17 protein-coding genes are annotated in these 19,162 nt (G+C 46.2%); 2 read left to right on the plus strand and 15 right to left on the minus strand.

All coding sequences use genetic code 11. The features are described from left to right. Positions 1-14: 14 nt before the first annotated feature. The gene (locus Q0117_RS09270) at positions 15-1,148 is read left to right on the plus strand and encodes a hypothetical protein (protein WP_297924874.1); all 1,134 of its coding nucleotides are present in this window, start codon (positions 15-17) and stop codon (positions 1,146-1,148) included. Positions 1,149-1,815: 667 nt separating this feature from the next. On the opposite strand, the gene tgt is transcribed toward Q0117_RS09270, so the two are convergent. The 15 genes from tgt to Q0117_RS09345 form a co-directional block, all read right to left on the minus strand. After that, a complete protein-coding gene (tgt, locus tag Q0117_RS09275) occupies positions 1,816-2,982 on the minus strand; it encodes a tRNA guanosine(34) transglycosylase Tgt (RefSeq protein ID WP_297924877.1) in 1,167 nt (388 codons plus the stop codon). A gap of 374 nt (positions 2,983-3,356) precedes the next feature. Further along, positions 3,357-3,701, minus strand: coding sequence for a hypothetical protein (locus Q0117_RS09280; protein ID WP_297924878.1), 345 nt, complete (start codon positions 3,699-3,701; stop codon positions 3,357-3,359). Then, a complete protein-coding gene (locus Q0117_RS09285) occupies positions 3,691-5,772 on the minus strand; it encodes a heavy metal translocating P-type ATPase (protein WP_297924879.1) in 2,082 nt (693 codons plus the stop codon). The genes Q0117_RS09280 and Q0117_RS09285 overlap by 11 nt, the downstream gene beginning before the upstream one ends. A gap of 3 nt (positions 5,773-5,775) precedes the next feature. Then, positions 5,776-6,261, minus strand: coding sequence for a hypothetical protein (locus Q0117_RS09290; RefSeq protein WP_297924883.1), 486 nt, complete (start codon positions 6,259-6,261; stop codon positions 5,776-5,778). Beyond that, positions 6,254-6,556, minus strand: a complete 303-nt coding sequence (locus Q0117_RS09295) for a Cys/Met metabolism pyridoxal-phosphate-dependent enzyme (protein ID WP_177386687.1) — start codon at positions 6,554-6,556, stop codon at positions 6,254-6,256. The genes Q0117_RS09290 and Q0117_RS09295 overlap by 8 nt, the downstream gene beginning before the upstream one ends. Positions 6,557-6,564: 8 nt before the next feature. After that, the gene (locus Q0117_RS09300) at positions 6,565-7,056 is read right to left on the minus strand and encodes a hypothetical protein (protein ID WP_297924897.1); all 492 of its coding nucleotides are present in this window, start codon (positions 7,054-7,056) and stop codon (positions 6,565-6,567) included. A 95-nt stretch (positions 7,057-7,151) separates the two neighbouring features. Continuing rightward, positions 7,152-7,766, minus strand: coding sequence for a hypothetical protein (locus tag Q0117_RS09305; protein WP_297924904.1), 615 nt, complete (start codon positions 7,764-7,766; stop codon positions 7,152-7,154). Further along, positions 7,763-8,080: an HMA2 domain-containing protein gene (locus Q0117_RS09310; RefSeq protein WP_040304047.1), complete on the minus strand. Its 318-nt coding sequence runs from the start codon at positions 8,078-8,080 to the stop codon at positions 7,763-7,765. Before Q0117_RS09310 ends, Q0117_RS09305 begins: the two co-directional genes overlap by 4 nt. Positions 8,081-8,145: 65 nt before the next feature. Beyond that, positions 8,146-8,673 (minus strand): molybdopterin adenylyltransferase, encoded by a 528-nt coding sequence (gene mog, locus Q0117_RS09315; RefSeq protein ID WP_297924925.1) that lies wholly within the window; start codon positions 8,671-8,673, stop codon positions 8,146-8,148. A 36-nt stretch (positions 8,674-8,709) separates the two neighbouring features. Then, complete coding sequence (locus Q0117_RS09320) at positions 8,710-10,497, minus strand: AAA family ATPase (protein WP_297924961.1); 1,788 nt, start codon at positions 10,495-10,497, stop codon at positions 8,710-8,712. Continuing rightward, positions 10,466-11,698 (minus strand): tRNA (N(6)-L-threonylcarbamoyladenosine(37)-C(2))-methylthiotransferase MtaB, encoded by a 1,233-nt coding sequence (gene mtaB / locus Q0117_RS09325; protein WP_297924965.1) that lies wholly within the window; start codon positions 11,696-11,698, stop codon positions 10,466-10,468. Before mtaB ends, Q0117_RS09320 begins: the two co-directional genes overlap by 32 nt. Further along, complete coding sequence (locus Q0117_RS09330; RefSeq protein WP_297924971.1) at positions 11,695-13,404, minus strand: mechanosensitive ion channel family protein; 1,710 nt, start codon at positions 13,402-13,404, stop codon at positions 11,695-11,697. The genes mtaB and Q0117_RS09330 overlap by 4 nt, the downstream gene beginning before the upstream one ends. Beyond that, positions 13,401-14,432, minus strand: coding sequence for a 3-dehydroquinate synthase (aroB, locus tag Q0117_RS09335; RefSeq protein ID WP_297924978.1), 1,032 nt, complete (start codon positions 14,430-14,432; stop codon positions 13,401-13,403). Before aroB ends, Q0117_RS09330 begins: the two co-directional genes overlap by 4 nt. A gap of 43 nt (positions 14,433-14,475) precedes the next feature. Then, complete coding sequence (locus tag Q0117_RS09340; protein ID WP_297924984.1) at positions 14,476-15,894, minus strand: TrkA C-terminal domain-containing protein; 1,419 nt, start codon at positions 15,892-15,894, stop codon at positions 14,476-14,478. Positions 15,895-16,186: 292 nt separating this feature from the next. Beyond that, positions 16,187-18,505, minus strand: a complete 2,319-nt coding sequence (locus tag Q0117_RS09345; protein ID WP_297925002.1) for a TonB-dependent receptor — start codon at positions 18,503-18,505, stop codon at positions 16,187-16,189. 226 nt (positions 18,506-18,731) lie between these two features. Here Q0117_RS09345 and Q0117_RS09350 point away from each other — a divergent pair. Beyond that, the coding region (locus tag Q0117_RS09350) for a YihY family inner membrane protein (RefSeq protein ID WP_297924994.1) at positions 18,732-19,162 on the plus strand (431 nt) is incomplete at its 3' end.

A 19,162-nucleotide genomic window follows, 5' to 3' on the forward strand; every position in this document is an offset into this window, starting at 1 on the left:
GGGAATGTTAGTATATGAGACTTATCGGATTTATCAGAGGTGGAAATGTCATAGTCGCCACAGGCGGGGTTGAGTATAGCTACGAAATGCTTGGCGAACGCGATCCTAGCCTAACCGACGGCGATGAGGTAAGCTTCGACACGCTAGCATCCAGCGCGATAAATATAAAGCGCGTCGAGGGCTCTAAATCCAAAGACCGCGTAGCGCAAAAAGTAACCCCACAGCCAAAAGAATCTGCAAAGCAAAACGATGAAATTTTTGGTGATAAGAATTCTGCAGAAAATAATATATCCGAAGCACCTTCCTTTCAAAGCTCTACCGAAAATATTGCAAACGATATATCTACCATAGAAGAAACGAAGGTCGCAAAAAAATTTAAGAATTTTAAATTTAACCGCAAAGCTAAGCCTACGAGTGCAAAAAAACCGAAATTCTTTGGATTTGAGTTCGTCCAAACCGATGATCTGTGCACTACGCAAAGTGTCGAGAGTAAAATTTATACTTCATCTATCCGCAAGGAAGGACTTAAATCCATAATCCTGCCCATAGTGCCGATAGTCATTATTTTGATATTCCGCTCGCAAATTGCAAGCATATTTCTATCTTTTTCACAGATCGAAGCTTATGTCAATCAAGATACGGTTTATATGGTGATGGACCTGCTGATTTTTCTTAGTTTTGCGCTATTTTATCTGCTGCCGCTTAACCGCGCGATAAACCTACTCTCCATAGCGACGCACGATCAATACCCAATGCGTCAAATGGCGAACTACAACGTCTTTATCATCTTGTGCGTCATCTCTACGATCCTACAGGATAAGAGCCTGAGGCTGGATGAGTTCGAGCAGTTTTTCATCTGCGGCGTGATCGGACTTGGGCTCATTTCGTTTTATTATAAGTTCAAGGCGTTTGCATTTATGTTTTTCAAAACCGCAGGCTCAATCCTATTTGCTCCCGCACTGCTTGTGGAGCTCGCGGCGATTATTTTCATCGGCATCGGCGACCGCTATACTGGCGCGTCGATAAAATTTATGGAGCTTACGGGGCTATTTTTTGCGAGCACGGCGTGGAGATACATCATAATTTTTATCGTTATGTCGCCGCTTTATTTCCTTGGATTTTGTATGCTAAGGCGGATTAAAAAATAATTCTGCGAAATTTTACTGCAAATCTCGCTATGATGAAATTTTGCTACGATAGAATTCCACTCAAAGTTTCATCGCAAAATTTAGCACGAAGACAGAATTTAGCGAGAATTTGAACTTTATCAAAGTAAAATTTTATCGCAATAAAATTCCATAATTTAGGCGCAGATCGCACGTCCTAAAGCAATATACGTGTTTTTTACGCGTAACGCACGGCTTACAAAAATACACCAATACTTCGAATTTCGATGCAATGCCCCCTATTTGACAAAAGCCATAGCAATTTTACATCGCGTCTGTAAAATCCTACCGCTAAATTCCATCTTTAAATCTCGCGCGCTCAGCACATATCGACGTAGAATTTTATTCACGGATTCAACGCAAAACTTCAAAACTAAATTTTATCTCATATTCTACGGCGAAATTCCAATACATATCTCTATCATAATAAAATTTTGCCAAAATAAAATTCTAATCTATGCGAAAATCTAAGCGTGGATTCAAATCAATTTAAAGCTGCAAGCTCCTCGCACCGCAGCTAATTAAATTTCATCGCCAAATTTTGTCGCGTTTAAATTTAGCCGCCCGCGCCGTATTAAAATCCGCCCCGCTGCTGCCGCAACGTAGAATTTCCAGCATAATTAAATTTAAACGTCCTCGCCCGCCGAAATTAATCTCGCGCTATGTTTCGTGCGGTGTAAAATTCACGCCTAAACTCCGCAAACCGCCCGTGCACGATCGCCTCTCTCATATCTGCGGCAAGGCGCAGGTAGAAGTGCAGATTGTGAATGCTCGCGAGGCGGTAAAAGCTAAGCTCGCGCGCGCGAAATAGATGATTTAGATAGCCGCGGCTGAAGCGCTTGCACGTGTAGCAGTCGCAGTGCGGATCGATCGGATCGTGATCGCTGATAAAGCCCGCGTTTTTGATGCTGATCTTGCCGAAGCTCGTAAATAGCGTGCCGTTGCGGGCATTGCGCGTAGGCATCACGCAGTCGAACATATCCACGCCGCGAGCGACGTTTTCGACAAGATCTTCGGGCGTGCCGACCCCCATCAAATATCGCGGGCGCGCCGCATCGACGTATGGCATCATAGCCTCTACGGTTTCGTACATCAGCTCGTTTTTCTCGCCCACGCTGAGCCCTCCTATCGCAAGCCCGTCAAAGCTCATCTCGCACAGTGCTTCGGCGCAAAATTTACGCGCCTGCGGGTCGGTGCCGCCTTGGATGATACCGAAGATGTTTTGATGCGCGTGCAGACCGCGAGATTTCATCTCCTCGTGATAATCTATCGCCTCGCTAGCCCATTTTATCGTGCGCGCGACGCTTAGATCGATCCGCTTTTTAAGCCGCGATCTATCATCGCTGCTAAGTGCGCCAGGTTCGCGCGGCAGCTCCACCAAATCGTCCAAAATCATCATAATATCGGAGTTTAGCTCATACTGCGTATCTAGCACCGAGCGCGGCGTGAAATAATGCATGCTGCCGTCAATGTGGCTTTTAAATTTTATACCGCCCTCGTCGTTTTTGGTGTTTGCGCGCAGGCTAAACGCCTGAAAGCCGCCGCTGTCGGTCAAAAAGCTGCGAGGAAATTTCGTAAATCCGTGCAGCCCGCCGAAGCCCGCCACCACCCGCGAGCCCGGGCGCAGATACATATGATAGGTGTTGGCGAGGATGATCTGCGCGTCCAGGAGCTGCTCTACGTCCGTCGCATCGAGCGCTTTGACCGCGCCCACGGTGCCGACCGGCATAAAAACGGGGGTGCGGATCGTGCTGTGCGCCGTGCGGATCGTGCAAGCGCGCGCTGCGCCGTCCGCGGCGTCTATCGTAAAATCCATCTTGATCCTTTAAATTTAGCTTCTTGCGCGCACTCGGCGCAAAATTTTAAAAAGCGATTGTAGCGAAATTTAAATTTGCGGCAGGTAAAGACGGGAAAAAATTTAAAGGATATTTGAGGCGTTTGCGGATTAAAATTTAAGTAGCGGAGCCGCCGCAACTGCAAAACGTAAAATTTACAAGCGGAAATATGAACGCATAATTTAAAAATACAAATATCGCTTAAATTTACGAAGTGAGAGATTATTGATTATAAATTAGTCGCAAACGGCGCAAATTTCACCGCTTACGACGTTTTATTCTGCAGCTGCGTCTAAAGAAATTTAGCGGCTTTAGAGCTTATCTTTGCACCTAAAAGCCGCGACGTGCTATGCTGCTAGGCGCTTTTGCGTGCGCGAGGCTTCCTTTTTAGGGGCGTGCTTTTTGCAGGAGCGCTTTTGCCGTCCGATAAATTTTCCAAGGCTAAATTTGCTACGGATCTCTTTCTGCCCCTGCTCTTTGCTTTTCTATTTTGCAAAAACTCGCTGTATGGCGAGCCGTAAAGGCTAGCGTGCCAAATCGCGCTTGCCAGCATCACTGCACCCGAAACTTTATGTAGCTGCGACATGCGCGAGTTCATATTCAGCGCGGTTAGAGCCGTGATGCCCATACTAACTCCGAGCGCCGTTTTAGCCACTTTGCGCTGAAAATTTAGATCCAAAATTTTATCTTCAATGCTCAAATTTTACCCCTTTGATAGAATTCAGTAGTAGTCCTATCGTCGTGCCATTATGCAGCAGCGCCGTAGCTACGGGACTTAGCGCGCCAAAAGTCGCCAAAAATAAAATGATCGAATTTATCCCCACGGTAGCGTTGAAATTTCGATTTACGAGCCGCAGTGTGTCGTTAGCCAGCGCCTTTACCTGCGCGACGCCCTCGATGTCGTTTTTCAAAAGTCCGATCTGCGCGGAAGCCTTGGCGATCTCTGCGCCGTTTAGCATGCTGATGCCGATGTCCGCCTTCATCAGGCTCGGCGCGTCGTTTATGCCGTCACCCACGAAGACCACCTTTCGCCCCTCGGCTTTTAACTGCTCTAAAATTTCGGTCTTTTGCGTCGGCAGCAGCTCGCCGTAATAGCGATCTACGCCGAGCTTTTTGGCTACGGCGTGGGCTTTTGATTTTACGTCGCCGCTTAGCATGACGATCTGTTTAGCGCCCAACTCGCGGAGCCTAGCGATGACGGCGCGGGCGTTTGCGCGCACTTCGTCTCTAAGTCCGATGAGCCCCAAAAGTCTGCCGTCAAATGCGATGTAAAGCAGCGCGAGCCCCTTTTGCATCGCAAGATCGATGGTCTGCTCATGCGCCGCAAACGAGATCATCTCGTCATCCTCCAGGAAGTGGCGCGAGCCGATGATGAGCTTTTTACCCTCGATGCTGGTCTTTACGCCGTGAGCGACGACGAATTCCACCTCGTCGTGGTGCTTGTGGATAAAGCCGTGCTTTTTAGCCGCATCCACGATCGCCTCGGCTACGGGGTGAAAGTAATGCTCCTCGGCGCTCGCGGTTAAATTTAAAATATCGTTTTTGCTGAAATGCTCGTCAAACGATATGATCTCTGCGACCTCCAGATTGCCGTACGTAAGCGTGCCCGTCTTATCGAATACGAAGGTGTCGGCGCTCGCAAGCGACTCAAGGGCCTTGGCGCCTTTGATCAAAATCCCGTTTTTGCCCGCCTTTGAGATGCTTGACTTAAAAGCAACCGGCGTAGGTAGCTTAAGCGCGCACGAGTAATCCGCCTGTAGCACCGAAGCCACGGTCATAAAATTTCGATTTATCAGATAGGACACGCCCGCAAGCCCGAAGGTTACCGGCACGAGCTTGTCGGCTAGGTGGGTCGTATGCATGCCGATGCTGGAGCGCTCGTTAAGAGATGCCGTGATGTAGTGCTTGATACGCTGCGTGGAGGTGTTTTCGCCGACGTTTTCCGCCCAGATACGAATCCTGCCCTCCTCTACGATCGTGCCGCTTAGCACGCTATCGCCGCGAGATTTTTTCACCGCAACCGATTCGCCCGTCATATTGGCTTGATTTATCATCGCTTCGCCGCTTACAACGTGCCCATCCACGGCTATGACATCGCCTGCGCCCACGACCACGATGTCGCCCACCTTTAGCTTGGAAGTTGCGATTTTGACTTCGGTCTTTTTGCCGTCTTGATCTATCTCGACCCACGCCTCGGCGATGTCCGGGTGGGCGAGCTCACGGATAAGATCGTCGCTTTTATAAACGGTGCTTTCCTCCATGTACTCGCCAAGAGCGAGCATCGCGTTGGTGCTGTTTGCGGCAAATACATCGCCGCGAGCGAGCGAAATCCCCACAGCGGCAGCCTCCAAGCCCTTTGAAGTAAGCCCGTGACGAAAGCTTTCTTTAATTCCCTCTTTTAAGATAGGCATGCACGCTACGATGCTAAATGCGCGCACTAAAGGCGAAGTGCGAAAGATTAAATTTCCGCCCAACGCAAGAAGCGCTAAGATAAATTCGTTTTTGCTTGGCAAATTTTTATGGTTAGCGGGGATAATTGATTTTAGCTCGCTTAAATTTAAAGCTTCAAGTTGCTTTAGAATTCCTGCCTTATTCGCACCCGCGTCAAGCTTAAGGATCAAAGAGCCGATTTTAGCGTTAAATCTAGCTTCCGTTACGACTTCAAGCCTCGCAGCAGCTTTTTGCAGCGCGCTCGCATCGAGCCCTTTAAAGCCCGCGACCTTTATGCGCAGTCTAGTTTTAGTCTCATGTAAAATTTTAAAATTTTGCATCGACTACTCTTGCATCTCTGCCTTGGCGTCTTCGAAGCGCTCCTTCATCTCTTCGATGCCCATCTGAAACATCTCGGTACCCTTTGCGATGAGCTTAAAAAGCTTTTTTTGCGCGTTTTCGTCGGTTAGAAAATAGGTCGCTGCGGCACCTAGAACGATACCTGTGATAAATGAGTTGCTACCGAATAAGCCGTTCGCGTTTTGTCTACCACCCAAGGAATTAAAAATTCCACCGAAAGCGGAGCCCTGAGTAGAATTTACATCGCTTGAGCTTTGAGCGGCGGAATCTTTATTATCCGAGTTATTGCTGGAAGCAGAACTATTAAAAGGTGCAGAATTTACCCGCTCGTTTATCCATTTAGCCCAACCGCCGAGCTTTTCGTCACCGGCAAAGCCGCCCGCAGAGCCGCTAGAATATTTGTTGTCACCAAAATTGTAATCGTCTAGAATTTCTTTCAAATCTTTTTTTGTGATATAGGGATTACTCATTGCCTACCTTAAGAATAAAATTTCTACCCGCAATGAGCGCACCTACGCATACTGCGACGCCTGCCGCTGCGCGTAGATACTCGCCTTGTACGAGCTTATTTGCACTGTAAATCGCGCCGCCGCCGATGATACCGCCGCTTAGCGCAATATCCAGCGCATCTCGAATCGCTTTAGATTTGCTTTTGCCTTCTTTGGCTTTAACGAGTTCTACGGCGCAACCGCCGATCGCCCCTGCTATAGCGCCGCTTAAAACGTGATCCAGCGGCGAACGCTGTGTCGTAAGTGATCTATTCATTTAGGCCTCTATTTTTCTGATTTATCGTCTGCGGACGTAAATTTAGCCGAAGAATTATCGTCCATTTTTACGATCTGCGGGATATTAAGCGGAGTAGTAGATGCTGCGGATGTCTCACCTACCGGTGTTGCGCCAGTCTTAGCGCTCGCGGTGGATTTTTTAGTTCTTTTAAATCCCGGTTTTGGTCCCGGCTTTTTTCTGGTTTTTTTTGCAGTGCTAGTTTCAGTGCTAGCGCTACTTGTTGCAGCTTTTTTGCTATTAGACTTTCTTTTGCTTTTTACAGCTTCGGCAACATCGTCTAGGCCTTCTTTGGCTTCTGCAAAAATTTCTTTCGATTTTTTGCTTAATTTTTCCGCTCCGCCTTTGACGCTATTTTTTAGCTCCTCGACACTTTTGCTACTTACGATTTTATTCGCACCTTCTTTGATTTTATCTCGATTGTTATAAGCGTAAACCGCCGCGCAACCAAGCGCAAAACCTGCTAGAAATGGGATCGGCATTTCATTCTCCTTGTGTTAAGATTATAAAGTCATTTTATCAACTTTACATAGATTTTGATATTATAGCGACTTTTTTAGATTTTTGCAATCCTAATTTAATTTTTCTGCAAAATTCCTTTAATTAAATTGGAAAATGCGCTATTTAAAATATTTTGCAAATCGTATTTTTGAAATATCCGCTCTAATTCCTGCGGATTTTTTAAAATTTCATTTAATAAATCAGCGAAATTCAAAGAATTTAAATCAGCCTCGTATTTAGAATTCAGTTCCTTTAAAATCGGCAAAATTTCATTATATGAAACCGCCTGCGCCTTATACAGTAGCTCTTTAAATTCCGCGTTCTTGCATGAATTAATTAGATCGTCATAAAACATCATAGCACTTTTTTCTATCAAAAGTGCCGAAGCCAAAAACTCATTCATACCTTTTGCAACCAGCGCCTCACTGCTATTTTCAGGAGGCATAGCACCAAGCCCACAAGAATTTGCAAAATCTAGCATCCGCTCAAGTAATCCAGCTCGTAAAGATAGAATTTCTCCTAGCTTTTTATCTTGAAATTTAACTGCGCCCAGCGAATAAAACTGTAAAATTTGTGCCTCTTTTTCGAGCAAAAGAGCAATATCTGCAATTTTCGCCTCATTTAAATTCCGAGATTTATTAGAAATTTTGCGCGATTTTTTGGTGCTACGTAGTAATGCTTCTTCGCTCAAGAAATTGCCTCTATATTGGAATTTACAAGCGCTACTAGCTCAGGCGAACTGATGCCGCTTAAAAACTGCTCCCAAAGGTGCATCGGAAAAATATTTTCGTCGTAATGAATCGTCAGCGAGCCAATTAGGGAGTTAAATTTATACTCTTTTATCCCGCGAATTGCAGCTATTTTAGCCTTCAGGCTCTCCTCGCTCACGCTATCTCGCAACTCCCTAATTTTGGGACTTACGCGGATACGAATACGACCTTTGCTGTGGCTGATTTTGCTAAAATACTTATGAAATTCCAAAATATCGTTGTGATTTATTTTCATATTTTTCCTTAAATTTGCGCCCAAATAATATCATAAATCATTTAATTCCTGCTAAATTTTGCGAATTATTTGCGTTTAGGACGGAATATTTTTATCTTATTTTCATCCGCTGTTATGTAATTTCCTCCCATTAAATCAATACAATACGGCACGGCAGGAAACACTGGTAGAAGGCACTCTTTAATCGCTTTTGGATTGCCCGGTAAGTTTATAATCAGAGATTTTTTGCGGATCGCTGCTATCTGGCGAGATAAAATTGCCGTAGGCACGATCTTTTGGCTTTCTGCGCGCATTAGTTCGCCAAAGCCTGGCATTAATTTCTCACTTACTGCTTCGGTCGCTTCAGGCGTTACATCGCGTGGAGCAGGACCCGTACCGCCCGTAGTTAGCACTAAATCACAATCCGCTTCGTCGCAAAGATAAATCAGCTTATCTTTGATCAGCTCTAGCTCATCTGGAACTATTTCATAAAAATACTGCTTCTCACAAGTTAGCCAATCATCCATCACGGCAATTATCTCTTTGCCTCCTAAATCCTGGTAAACGCCACCGCTAGCGCGATCACTGATCGTTAAAACACCTATTTTTACCATTTTCCTCTCCTTTATTAGAATTTTAAATTTTAAAATTTAATCGAAATTTAGCGTGCCGTCTTGCGGCTTTTCTTCAGAGCTTTCGCTATCTTTTTCCGGCTTTTGCAAATCTTGCTCTTGCGCGGAGACGCCTTCTTGCTCCACACCATCAGATTCGCAAATCTTTTGAACATCCTCGAAAGTTATGAACTCATAGACGAAAATTTGCTTTGAAATTTGATTTAGCTTATCCTGCATCGTGCGGATTATCTCGCTTACCTCGTCGTAGCAATCTTGCAAAATTTTATTCACGCTCTGCGCGCTAGGGGTGAAGCTATCGCCCATCGCGAGCTCGAAAACCATCTTTTGCGCCAGCGCGATAGCCTGCTTTACGTCGCTAGCGGAATTTGAAAAAGCGTCGTTTTTATGGATCTGTAGCGCCGCCATACCGCTTAAAAGCACTTTGATTTGATTTAAAATTTGCGTTTTGGATTCGATCTCGAAATCCTCGTTTAAAAATTTATCGTTTAAAAGCTCGATCTTTTCGAAATCAAACGAATACCAATACGCGCTAAGCGCCTTTGCGCCCTGATAGAACGCCTGGATCTCCTTTTCGTATTCGGTTAGAATTCTACTTTTTTGCACGCCGTAAAAGACCCTCATTCGCACGTTTTCAAAATCGCTAAGCTCGATCGTATCGCTGCCGCGCTTAAGAGCGTTGATCGCGGCTTCATTTACCAGCGTCGCTACTCCGGCGCCGCTAAAGCCCACGCAGAGGCGGCTTACTTTGTTGATATTCGCGCTGCATCTTTTACCCTCGAGATAAATTTTTAAAATTTCAATGCGGTCTTTGTAGTTCGGAAGCCCGATGAAAACGCGCCTATCAAAGCGCCCCGAGCGCAATAACGCATCGTCGATCAAATTTATTTTATTGGTCGCGCCGATTACCATCACGCCGCTATTTTCCTCAAATCCATCCATCTCGGTCAGCAGCTGATTTAGCGTCGCTTCCCGCTCATCGTTGCGCCCGATACCGCGCTTGCCGCCGACCGCGTCAATCTCGTCGATAAAAATAATCGCAGGCGCGCAGGATTTGGCCTTCGCAAACAGCTCGCGAACCCGCCTAGCGCCGACGCCCACAAAGACCTCGGCGAAGCTTGCGCCGCTTTGGTAAAAAAACGGCACGTCCGCCTCGCCGGCTACCGCTTTTGCGATAAGCGTTTTACCGACGCCGGGCTCGCCGATCATTAAAATTCCTTTCGGCAGCTTGATGCCGAAATTTCGGTATTTTGCGGGATTTTTTAAAAAATCCACAATCTCGATTAGCTCGTCCTTAACCTCGCTGATGCCCGCGACGTCGCTAAATCTCACGTCGCTAACGCTTGGCGAAAGATCGCCGAGATCGCCGCCCGAGCTAGCGCTCTGACGCGCGACGCCTACGCCGTCTAGCCTACGGCGTCTAGCCAAAACGGTTTCAAAATAATATACGAAGAGAAAAAATGCGAACGTAAAAATCACCAAAATCGCGCTGATACCGCCGCTTCCGCTATCTTCTTCCTTCGTAATCAAAGCGTGATTAGAAAGTTCTTTTAAATTAACGATATCGGTTAAAATTTTATAGCGTTTGCCGTCGTAAACGAAGCTTAACGTGCCGTCCTCGATATGCGCGCGCTTGATCTGATCTGCGCGGACTAGCTCGCTAAATTCGCGCTCGGTGATGTATCGCGAATCGTCTTTAAAATAAACGATCGAGAGCAAAACGATAAGTAGCACTAAAAAAATCAGAATTATATTTAGCTTGCTTTTTTTGATTTTATGCAAAATTTCCATCAAATTTAACCTCATAATCTCTTATCTCCATCCATTTTTTCGACAAATCCTCATCGCTTTTGATCCAAATTTTATCATAAAATTGATCATATCCTTCATAAAATTCTCCGTTTTTCCGCTCGATCAGCACATTTAACGGCACCTTGTGCGAAAGGCGAAATTTATAATTATTCAGCGCCGTTATATTCTGCAACATCTTTAGCCGCGCCTTCGCCGTTTTGCCGTCTATGCGGCCTTTTAGCGAGGCCGAAGCGGTCCCTTGCCGCGGCGAAAAGATAAAGGCGTGCAGATGCGTGAGCGGGAATTTTTTGAAATTTTCCACCGCTTCGAGCCAAATTTCTTCGCTCTCGCCCGGATGCGCGACGATAAAATCCGTCCCCAGCGCAAATCCGCGCTCCGCAAGCTCGCAAAAAAGCTCCAAATCCCTTAGCGCGGAATTTCGGCGGCGCATTATGCTAAGCATCTTTTGCGAAGTGTGCTGAAGCGCGATATGCAGATGCCGCTCCAACCACGGCTCGGATAGAATTTCGCAAAAGCTCGCATCTATCTGCGAGGGCTCGATACTGCCTAGGCGAATGCGGCGAATTCCGCGAATCGCGCCTAGTTTTTGAAGCAGCGTGCCCAGGCTTGTGCCTGAGGCTTTGCCGTAGCTTCCGATATTGGTGCCCGTTAGCACGATCTCGCTAAAGCCGTTTGCGGCAAGGCTCGCCGCCTCTTTTAAGATCGCGTCTTCAGAGCTGCTGCGCGAGCGGCCGCGCACCGAGGGGATTATGCAGTAGCTGCAGTTAAAATCGCACCCTTCTTGAATTTTAATAAAGGCCTTGGTGTGATCCTCGTAGTCGCTTACCAGGTTTTTTTCGATGCCGTCAAGACCTCCGATATCGTAAAATTTCGACTCTGAGCCCAAAAACTCGTCGATTTTTTCCTTTTGCGACATCCCGAATACGCCAAAGACCGCGCCGTTTTTATACAGCTCCTCGCCGCGCGAAACCGCGCCGCAGCCGGTTAGCAATATCTTTTTACCGAGGCGGTTCATCTTATTTACGTAGTTTCGCACGTCTGCGTCGGCGCCGTTCGTAACGGTGCAGGAGTTTATCACGACGACATCGGCGCCCTGCTCGTCGTGCGTAATCTCGCCCGATTTGAGGTTGCTTTTGATAAGCTGCGTGTCGTAGATATTGGTGCGACACCCAAACGTTTTAAAATAAATTTTCAAATTTCGCTCCCAGATCCGCTTCCTGTGGAAAAGCCCGCGCCCTGCGCCGCTGCGTTTAAATTTTGTGAGCCTTGCTGCTCGAAGCCGATATCTTGCGCCGTGAAATTTCCGCCTGCCGCCGCCATGTAGTTTTTGCCGTTAAAAAGCGTGTATGCAGGATAGGCGATCTTGATGTCGGGCTCGCTTCTTAGGGCGTCTAAAATTTCAGCCGAGATATTGCTGCGAAGCCCGAGCGTCGCGTAAGAGTTCGTCATATACCAAACCGAAATTTCAATGCCGTATGGCTCGAAAAAGCTGAAAATTCTAGGCTCGACGTTTGGATTTTTGATGCTATATTGCGAACGAAGCTTGCCCATCTGCTTTTTGGCGATGTCGGTGTAGCCCTTGGAATACTTCCGCACTATGTTTTTTATAAGATACATCGCCTTTTTATGGTTGCTATCAAAAGTTAAAAGTATGCTGATGCCGTCCCAGACGGTCTTAAGCCCGCTGTGGGTGTAGTTTGAGATAAGATCGGTAAAAATATAATTGTTCGGTATGAAAATTACCCTGCCTGCGCGTTTATTTTCTCTCCACGTAGTCATAGTAACGTCCTCGAAAATCGTCATCCTAAGCACCGAAATATCGATGATATCGCCTACGTAGGTCTCGCCGTTTTTATGCACCCGGATACGATCGCCCACGCGAAAGCTGCCGCCAAGCACGATCGTAAGCCAGCCTAAGGAGCTCATAAACATATCTTTCATCGCAATCGCAAGACCTGCCGAGGCAAAGCCAAGAACCGTCACGAAGTGCGTCATATTCTCGATGTAAGAAAAGAGCAGTATCAGCGCAATCAGCGTGAAATTTAAAACATTGATAGCTTTATTTACGATATAAAAATTCTCGTCGTTTTTGATATATTTTTTCGCCACTACCTTGCAGAAAAACGACAGCGCGATGACTACGAGTATCCATACGGCGATGTTTCCCGCACGCTTGATCTGCGCTTTTATATCGGCGGTCTGCACGGCGATTTGGGAGTTGATCTTTTTTTCGTAAACGTCGTACGTGGTCTGCGCGATCTCGTATGCGGAGCTGAACTCTCCGAGCTCGTAATCTAAGCTTTTAAGCTCCGCCGCAGCGCTTGCGTCCGTATCAATCTGCATCAAACGCTCATATAGCGCCCTTTTTGCTTCAAGTTTATTGATTAAAATTTTGATATTTTCGATGGCGTTTTTCTGCTCCATCTTTTGAGCTTGTAAATTTCTAATCGTAGAAAAACCCGAAATTATCGAAAAAGGATTTGTAATGCGCGCGGGCTCGGGAGTTTCGGGCATCGCGATGATATCTAAAAACGGGGATTTTTCATACTCTTTTAGCAGCATGAGCTGCTCTTTTACGGCGCGGAGTCTTTTCTGAATCTCTGCGATCTTATCGGTGCCGGCGCTTTTTTTTAGCTCCGCTTCGAGCTGGCTGGATTGCTTTTGTAAATTTTGATAGCCGATGAAATTTGAAAAGCGAGAGACCCAGATATTATTTTTGATCTCATCGTCTATCGCTTTTATTTGAGCTTTTAGCGATGAAGCGAGCTCCGCGCTTTGCGTCTGATTTTTGTCGTTTTGAGGCACGCCGGAGCCGATCTGTGCACTCGGATTTGCAGGTGTGAAATTTCCCTCGCAAAAACCAAGGCTAAAAATCAAAAAAACGGCTAGGATTATTTTCATGCAAACTCTCTTAACGTGGCTATTACCGCGGCTTTGTCTATATCATCGGCAATACGAAATTTACCGATGCCATCTGGCAGGATAAATTTTATCTTGCCGTTTTCGCTCTTTTTATCGAGAAAAAACAGCTCGTAAAATTCCGCCGCATCCTCTACGTGGAATTTTATCGGAAGCGCGAATTTTTGAAGCACTTCACGGATCTTCTCCTCCTGCTCGCCGCTTAGCTTACCGAGGCGTCGCGCCAAAGCGTTTGCCATCGACATTCCGATCGCCACAGCCTCGCCGTGCAAAAATTTTTTATAATTAGTAATTTTTTCGATAGCGTGAGCAAAGGTGTGTCCGTAGTTTAACACTGCACGCACGCCGCTTTCGCGCTCATCACGCTCTACAACGTTTGCTTTAATCTCCACGCAACGAGCAATTACGTGTGAAATTTCATCGGCGCTTTTTAGATCATGCGTCTCGAAAAATTTAAATAGTTCGACATCAAAGCATACAGCCATCTTTACCGCCTCCGCAACGCCTGCGGCAAACTCTCGCGCAGGAAGCGTCGATAAAAATTTACTCTCGCAATAAACCGTACGCGGCTGATAAAAGGAGCCGATTAAATTTTTACCGAAGCGATTATTCACGCCCGTCTTGCCGCCGACGCTTGCATCTACTTGCGCTAGCAAGGTCGTAGGTATATTGATAAAATCAATGCCGCGTTCATAAATGCTCGCACAAAAGCCCGTTATATCGCTGATGACGCCGCCGCCAAGAGCGATGAGCGTGCTTTTGCGATCAAGCTTGGAGCCAAAAAGCTGCTCTAAGATTTGCTCTACGCTTGCGGTATTTTTATACTCCTCGCCGTCTGGGATCGTGATGATAAATTTTTGCTCGCAATCTAGCCGCTGCAGTAAGAAATCAAGCCACAGCCCCGCTACTTTGGGGTTTGTAATGATCGCTACTTTGCCTTTGAGCTTGATCTCTTGCAATTCGTCGATAAACACGCTGTATTTTTTACCTAAATTAAGATCGATTTTCATACGCTAGCCTTTGATTTTTGGGTAATTGTAACATAAATTTCGATTACTTTTCATACCCGTAATCGCTCGGGATAAAAATTTGATGATTTTTACCGAGTTTAAAATACATCTGATCCAAATCCTGATTGAAAATAGATGTGAGCTTGCGCGCCAAAATTCTATCATTAAATGGCACGAATTGCAGCAGATCTCGCTCGCTACCTAGCGCTAAAATCGGATTTTGTCGCTCGCAAGGAATCACGAATAAACTCTGCTTAAAAAGCTTCGACAAGCTCACGTAGCTTTGCGCAAACTCGCCCCTTTCGCTCTCGCCGAAAAGATACAAATACACGTCTAGCCCTAGCTGCGAGCTAATGTCAAAGACGATGCTTGATTCCTCGCGAAGCCGCTCGCCGGCACTTAGCACGACACTTTTACGCACATCTTTTAGCTCGCCCTCTCCAAGGCTTAACACCGGAATTTCAAGCGCTTTAAGTGCTGCTTTTTTCGCTTCGAAAACTCCGCTTGAGCAAACTACCAAGCCTGCTTTATTTTCGCTCACGTCGCGCTTTAAATTTAATTCGCCCGAGTAATCGATGAGAATTTCAAATTTATCCCGCTCACACAGCGCTTTAAGCTCGCTAAAAGTGTCGTTTAGCAAAGGATTTAAAATTCGCAGATAAATTTTATGATTTCTAATATGCAAATCCAAAAACTCAAGCGCCCTAACCGTCCTAGCTATCTCGTCGCCGCTCATTTTTTTCATATCGATTAGCGCGAAAATATTTAGCCCAAACGGCGATGGAAATTGCCCGCTTTGCTTTTTTACTTCAGCAAATACCGCTCGCAGCGCGCTAGGCTCACCAACGACTAAGATCGTATCATTCGGATATATTCGCGAGCCGGGCGTCGTTACGATGTAATTATTGTGGCGGTAGATCATCGGAATTTGATATTTGGTATTAGAAAGCGTACTGATTTTTTTATACGCGAACGAGCTTCCTACGGGCACTTTTACCTCCATTATCTCTCCGCGTCCAAGCCCGATGTTATCAGCAAAAATGGGACTGTCCGGCAAAAAGCCGATGAAGCGCGAGGAATTTAGCGCGAGGGTATTTACGATTTTTACGTGAGCTTCGTTTTTATTATCGCGCAAAAGCCCCCAAAAATCGGCTGCGTAAAGCTCCAGATCGGGAGCAAGCGTCTTTAAATTTTCTAGCGTCACCTTGGCGTCAAACTCATCATCCATTATCATTATGCAGCGATCGAATTCCGCTAGGCTCAGCACGACGCGCAGCCGCTCAATGCTCGTGGGATCGAAAATTTCGATGCTGAAATTTTGCTCTTTTTGCAGCGCCTCCGGGACGCTGAGCGCATTTTTTGCGACGACGCGGTAATTATGTACGACGTCTTTGATCTTATAAACCTGGGATAAAAAATGGCGCGCAAACTTTCCGCTTGCGATGATAAGGATCTGTTTCATTGCTCTCCGTTTCGTGGTTTTGCAAAGATTATAACCAAAAACGGCTAAATTTTAAACCGCGCGCGGATAAATTTTGCAGGCAAACCGAGGCACGGCGACCTAAAAATTTAAAGATCGAAATTTTAAAATCAAGGTTTAAAATTCCAAATCCGAGGCTTAACTTTTAAAATGAATTAAAACCAAGCCTCGTTAAATTTAGTCTCGCCGCTTAGAGCTATAAAATTTCATAAATTTAAAAGCGGCACCATAATCATTCGCGCCGCTTAAGCAGAAATTTTAAACCCGCTAGATTTTAAAATTTTACCTCCGCAGAGAGCATGAAGCTTCTACTCTCACCGAGCGTCACGCCGTTTGCCGAGCCTAGCACGCTAGTTACGTTAAGTCCGCCCGCGCCGTCGGCGCTCGCAGGATACATTCCCGCCCAGTATTTTTTGTTAAATACGTTATTTACGTTGAAGCGCAGCGTGGTCTTATCGCCCAGAAGGTGCTCGCTCGTGTATCTAATACCAAGATCGGTAACGAAAAAGCTAGGCGTGTGCTGAGTGTTTAGATCGTCCAGATACATCTTGCCGGTGTAGTGGAAATTTGTGCTGATCGCAAGCTTGTTTGTGCCCGGGATTACGTAATCAAGCATCAAATTTGCATTGATTTTAGGGATGCCGTTTGCGACCTTGCGATTAGCGCCCTCGATGCTTACGTTGTGCATCTTAGGATTGATGTAGGTAAAGCCTCCCAGCACGCTTAAATTTTCAGTTATTCGCCCGCCGCTCATAAACTCAAATCCGCGGTTGCGCTGCTCGCCATTTATGCCGTAGATCCCCGTAGAACTATTCAAGTAAGCAATCGGACGACGTATATCAAAATACGCCACGCTAAAATCAATCATATCGGCTACACGGATCTTAGCGCCAATCTCATGCTGCTTGGAGCGATACGGCGACGTGGAGGCAACCTCGCCCGCATATGGGCTGCTCGCGGGATAAACATAGGTAGAGCCCTGCTGTAAGCTATCTGCATAGGTGTAATAGATGCTGGCATCCTCTATCGGATGGAAGATCAAACTGCCCGCCCAGCTATAGCCCGAATCGCTATAGGCTTTGACAAGTCTTTGCTGGGCAGCATTGTAGGATTCCTGTCTCATCCACGCCTTAGATGCGCTTAACATCACGTCAAATTTATCGTTTATCGTGATGTCGTCTAGCACCGAGACATTATACATATCCAAGATCGCGTAGTGATATAGCCCGCTTCCGCGCCTAGCGTTAGTGTAATCTAAAATTTTAGGATCGTTTATATTGCCGATAGTAGGCGAGACATAGTTTGTGCTCGTATTTTTATATCTATCCTGCGTCCAGTGATAGCCATTGGTCTGCACGCTAAAATCATGCTCGATATCGCCCGTATTAAACTGCGTGTTTGCCTTAAGATAGCCGCTTGGCAGGTCGAATCTATATGCCGCCGTAGCACCGCCGCTATGTTGAGTATAATAATCACCCGGCTGCGTCCATTTCGCGTTTGGATTAGCTACACATATAGGAGGCTTTTTATTATTCGGTAAAGCAGCATAATTCGCGCAATCAAATCCTTCGGGAAGCAAATAGTTTACGACGCTGTGAATGTCGCGATCGGTGCGCTGAAACTGAAAGCCGCCCTCGAAATACCATTTATCGGTAGGCGTAAATTTAAATTTCGCGCTTGCGGTAGTGGTTTTTAGATGCATTCCTCCAAAGCTCTGCCCAAGACCGCGCTCTGAGGAATCTACTGCTCTTGGAAGCGTAATTCCGTCCGTAATCTTGCCGTCTTTAACGCCTAAGGCAAACTGCCCCGCAAAGCCCTTGGTATTGTGCTCGTAATAGCTCGCCGCGGTTTCAAAAGTAAGATCGCCCGTCGGATAAAATTCCATCGTGACGCTGGCTAAGCGGCGCTGAAGATTGGAGCCTTTAGGCTGTCTGTCGCCGTTTGATCCGTAAAATACCGTGCGGTAGCCGAATTTTTCAAATTTATCGGATAGATCAAGACCAAGCCCCAGATTGCTTCGCGACATATAATCGCTCCAAATTATGTATTGATCTTTTACGGGGCGCTTGCGCGTGTAACTGAAAATGCCCACCGGATTTTGCGCGCCGTAGAGCGAGCCCGCGACGCCGTTTTGTACCTGAAAGCTCTCAAACATCGCCATCGGAATCGCCGTCGTCGAAATAGTATAAAAGCCGTCCCAGAAGCTATTGCCTACGACGCTGCCCTCAAAGCCGCGCGTCTGCGGGCGTCCGACCGTAGCGCCGCCGCGCATCTGAATCTGTGCGGACGGGAAGTATTTGACCGCCTCCTCGTAGCCGGTGACGCCTTGATGGTTCATGATCTCCTTGCTGATCGTGTTGATCTGATACGGAAGATCCAAAGCGCGCTTGCCAGCAAGCATGCCTTGCTGCACGTTTTTGCTCAAAAAGCCCTCGTCGATGCCGCTCTCGCTGATATTATCGCCGACGGAATTTACCTCGATTACGCCCATATTCTGCGACTTTTCAGGCGCAGAATTACCGCCACTTTGCACTGCAGCCAAACTACCACATAGCAGACACATACATGCCGCTAATGAAATTTTAAATTTCATCGTTTTCCTTCGTTCCATTATTTTCCCTTCGTTATGGATATATTTAATATTATTTTTTAGCATATTAGAAAAATTTTCCTAAATTTAGACTAAATTCGAGATATAAATTTATATATTTGTAGTCGCATTTTTTAGCTTTAAATTTCATAGACGATATACTGAGATACAAAAGAAAAATTGTGCAAATTTATATGAAATTCTAAATTTTTAATGTAAAATCGCCCGTATGAAAAAACTAATACCGGCGCTTAAGCAAGCGCACAACCGACTCAAAAATTTCTTCCGTCTCTACGATACCGAGCTCATGCACCATGCATCAAGCCTTAGCTTTCACACGATTTTGGCGCTACTGCCGGTGCTGATGGTTTCGCTTAGCGTCTTTATGCAGCTGCCAAGCTTTAAAGGCTACTACGATAAGATTATGGGCTTTATTTTTTCAAACTTCCTGCCCGCAAATCAAGCGAGCATGGCGCACTACATCGAGGAATTTATGGCTAACGGACTAAGCCTTGGCGTAACGGGCTTTTGCGCAGTGTTAGTTACGTCGGTGCTGTTTTTCGGAGACTTTGAAGCGATTATCGCGCGAATTTCGCATTCGCCCGAGCGAAGCTTTTTTAAGAGCCTAAGCACCTACTGGACGCTGATGACGCTCGCTCC

The organism is uncultured Campylobacter sp. (genome assembly GCF_937997535.1).
Taxonomy (GTDB): Bacteria; Campylobacterota; Campylobacteria; order Campylobacterales; family Campylobacteraceae; genus Campylobacter_B.